Annotated in this window: 3 protein-coding genes; 2 read left to right on the top strand and 1 reads right to left on the bottom strand. The window is 76.4% G+C overall.

The genetic code is table 11. The annotated features are described in order from the left end of the window. Nucleotides 1-17: 17 nt before the first annotated feature. Nucleotides 18-1,946, top strand: a complete 1,929-nt coding sequence (gene glxA / locus GTR02_RS20385; RefSeq protein ID WP_166609307.1) for a radical copper oxidase GlxA — start codon at nt 18-20, stop codon at nt 1,944-1,946. 1 nt (nt 1,947) lies between these two features. After that, a complete protein-coding gene (locus GTR02_RS20380) occupies nt 1,948-2,964 on the top strand; it encodes a glycoside hydrolase family 6 protein (RefSeq protein ID WP_166609306.1) in 1,017 nt (338 codons plus the stop codon). Here the strand turns inward: GTR02_RS20380 and GTR02_RS20375 are convergent. Then, nucleotides 2,942-3,861, bottom strand: a 920-nt coding sequence (locus GTR02_RS20375; protein ID WP_166609305.1) for a glycoside hydrolase family 6 protein, incomplete at its 5' end; no start/stop codon positions are given. The two genes, GTR02_RS20380 and GTR02_RS20375, sit on opposite strands and share 23 nt — an antisense overlap.

The raw sequence follows: 3,861 nt of genomic DNA, 5'->3' as shown, positions 1-3,861 counted from the left end.
CCTCAGGAGTCGACCCCGTGAAGACCACCCGTCGCGCCCCCCTGCGCCGCCGGATCCGCAACACCGCCCTCGTCGGCGCCACCGTCGCGGGCCTCGTCGTGGTGAACGGCTCGTTCGTGGCGTCCGCCACCTCCAGCGCCGTCACCGCCTACCAGGAGTCGCGCCCCGAGTACCGGGCCACCCACGGGTCCTGGTCGGTCGTCGAGGTCCCCGAGGAGTTCCGCGTCAACGCGATCCACGCGGCGATGCTGTCCACCGGCAAGATGCTCGTCATCGCCGGGTCGGGCAACGACCAGGAGCAGTTCGACGCCGGCACGTTCACGAGCATCCTCTGGGACCCGGCGACGGACACCTACGAGGAGATCCCCACCCCCGAGGACCTGTTCTGCGGCGGGCACGCCTTCCTGCCCAACGGCAACCTGCTCATCGCGGGGGGGACGCGGCGCTACGAGAAGCTGGAGGGCCAGGTCACCCACGCGGCCGGCCCGGTGGTCCTGAAGAACGAGTCGCCCGACTCCGCGGCGGTGACCGTGCCGAAGGGCGCCGAGCTCTCGACCGCGACGGGCCTGCGCTACCGGACCACCGAGGACGCCGTCCTCGCGCCCGCGGTGAAGATGCGCATGGACGGCGAGACCATGGTGCACGCCTCCGAGACCGAGGTCTGGGCCGAGGCCGTGACCGAGGGCCGCGGTTCCGTGCTCCCGCAGCCGACGCAGTTCACCGTGGCCGGCCAGCCGTCGACCGTCTACGGCGTCGCGGACGCCATGACGCTGGACAAGCAGGAGTACCAGGGCCTGGACGCCTCCTACGAGTTCGACGTCCACCAGGAGCGCTACGTCCCCACGGGCCGCCTGCAGGAGGCCCGCTGGTACCCGACGCTGATCTCCGTCGAGGGCGGCAACGTCCTCGCGGTGTCGGGCCTCGACCAGCACGGCGTGGTGCTCGACGGCCAGAACGAGGTGTACGAGCGGTCCGCGCGGCAGTGGTTCGACAAGCCCGGGCTGAACCGGTACTTCCCCACCTACCCGGCGCTGTTCCGGCTGGCGGACGACCGGCTGTTCTACAGCGGGTCGAACGCGGGCTACGGGTCGGCCACGGCCGGCCGCCAGCCCGGCGTCTGGGACCTGCACGACAACTCCTTCCAGCCCGTCGGGGGGCTGCGCGACCCGGAGATGAACGAGACCAGCACGTCGGTCCTGCTGCCGCCGGCGCAGGAGCAGCAGGTGCTCATCGCGGGGGGAGGCGGCGTCGGTGACTCGATGGAGTCCACGGCGCGCACGGACGTCGTCGACCTGAGCCGGCCGCAGCCCGTCTACACCCCGGGCCCGGACCTGCCCTCGCCCACGCGCTACCTCAGCGCCGCGGTGCTGCCCGACGACACCGTCCTCACCACGGGCGGCTCGGCGAAGTACCGGGGCATGGACGACAGCGACCTGCACCTGGCGCAGATCTACCACCCGGACACCCGGACGTTCACCGCGGCCGCGGCCCCGCACGTCGGCCGGGACTACCACTCCGAGGCGCTCCTGCTGCCCGACGGCCGGGTGCTCACCCTCGGGTCCGACCCGCTGTACTCCGACGCCGGCAACTCGGTGCCGGGCACGTTCGAGCAGCGGCTGGAGATCTACACCCCGCCGTACCTGCACCAGGGCGGCGAGCGCCCCGTGATCGACAGCGTCCCCGACGCACCGGTGCAGCGGGGCACGACGTTCCACGTCGGTTCCTCCGACGCCGTCACGACGGCCCGGCTGGTGCGCCCCAGCGCCGTCACGCACGTCACCGACACCGAGCAGCGGTCCGTCGCCCTCGACGTCACCCCGTCGGCCGGCGGCTACGACCTCACGCTCGCACCGGAGGAGGGCCTCACGCCGTCCGGCTGGTACATGCTGTTCCTCCTCGACGCGCGCGGCGTGCCGTCGGTGGCGCGCTGGGTCCAGGTGGCCTGACGTGGGGTTCCGCCACCGCGCGCGCGTCCTCGCCGGGGCGGCCCTCGCCGCCGTCCTGCTCACCGCGTGCAGCGGCTCCGACGCCCCGCGACCCGCGCCGGCGCGGGAGGACCCGCTGTCCGGCGCCCGGTTCCACGTCGACCCGGCGGGCCACGCGGTGCAGCAGGTCGAGCGGTGGCGGGCCGAGGGCCGGACGCAGGAGGCCGCGGCGCTGCAACCCCTCGCCGCGCGGCCCACGGCCGTGTGGTTCGCGGGGCAGCACCCGGACCCGGCGGCCGCGGCGGCCGCCCTCGTGCGCGCCGCGGCCGCCGAGGGTTCCGTGCCCGTCCTCGTGCTCTACAACCTGCCGGGCCGCGACTGCGGCCAGTTCTCGGCGGGCGGTGCGGCGAGCCCGGAGGCCTACCGCGCGTGGGTGGGCGGGATCGCCGCGGGCATCGGCGACGCGCGCGCCGTCGTCGTCCTGGAGCCCGACGCGGTGCCGCACCTCCTCGAGGGGTGCGAGCAGGCGCCGGTGGACGCGCCGACCCGCGTGCAGCTGCTGAACGCCGCGGTCGACACGCTCGCCCGGGGGGCCCGCACCAGCACCTACCTCGACGCGGGGAACTCCTCCTGGGTGGGCGACCGCGCCGAGCTCGCGCGGCAGCTCGAGGCGGCCGGGGTGGGGCGCGCGGCGGGGTTCGCGCTCAACGTGGCGAACTTCGAGACGACCGCCACCAGCACCGCCTACGGCCGCGCGCTGTCGGACCGGCTCGGCGGCGCCCACTTCGTCGTCGACACCAGCCGCAACGGCAACGGCCCGGGGGACACGTGGTGCAACCCGCCCGGTCGCGCGCTGGGCGACCCGCCGACCACCGAGACGGGCGACGCCCGCGTCGACGCGCACCTGTGGGTGAAGCAGCCCGGCGACTCCGACGGCGAGTGCGGCCGGGGGCAGCCGCCGGCCGGGGCGTGGTGGCCCGAGCAGGCGCTCGCCCTCGCCGCGGCGACGCCCCGGATCAGCCCCCGGCCCGCTGGCTGAGCCCGATGGCGTAGTCCGGCCACCAGGTGCCCGCGGCGGGTTCCCCGCGACCGCAGTCGCCGTCGGACTCGCCGACGCGCTTGACCCAGAGGTAGGCGTCCGCGGCGGCCCGGCCGGTGGAGCTCGTGGGCACGGGGCCGAGCGCGCGGCCCGCGGGGTTGCACCACGTGTCCCCGGGGCCGCGGCCGTTGCGGCTGGTGTCCACGACGTAGTGGCTGCCGGGCAGCCGTGCGACGAGCTGGTCGCCGTACGCGGCCTCCGCGTCCGTCCAGCCGAAGTTCGAGACGTTGAGGGAGAACCCGCGGGCCTGCGCGACCCCGGCGTCGCGCAGCCGCTGGGCCATCGCGTCCGCGGGGACCCACCGCGAGGTGCCCGCGTCGAGGTAGACGACCGCGCCTGGGGCGCCCGCGAGGACCCCGACGGCGTCGCGCAGCGCCGCGGTGCGCGCCCGCCGGTCGGCGTCGCCCGGCAGGCAGTCCAGCTGCGGCAGCGCGTCCGGCTCGAGGACGACCACCGCGCGCCCGGTGCCCAGGCCCGCGCGCACCTGCCGGACCCACGCGGCGTAGGCCGCGGTGTCGGGCAGTCCGCCGCGGGAGTAGCTGCCGCAGTCGCGGTGCGGGATCGCGTACAGCACGAGGACCGGCACGGTGCCCGCGCTGCGGCCGGCCGCCACGACCGCCGCGACCCGGCCCGCCACGGCGGACGTCGGGGTCCAGTCCCCGATCCACTCCGCGCCCGGCTGCTCGGCGATGCGGAGCAGGGCCGCCCGCGCGGCCGGGTCCGCCGCCCGCCGGTCGGCCTCGCGCCGCGCGTTGGACGCGGGGTCCACCCAGAACCGGGCGCCCGCCAGCGGGTTCGCCGGCGCCGGCGCGGGCGCAGGGGCGGGACGAGGGGCGG

Origin of the sequence: Kineococcus siccus (assembly GCF_009906795.1) — a bacterium.
Taxonomy (GTDB): Bacteria; Actinomycetota; Actinomycetes; order Actinomycetales; family Kineococcaceae; genus Kineococcus; species Kineococcus siccus.
This window is presented reverse-complemented; position numbering and strand designations above follow the sequence as displayed.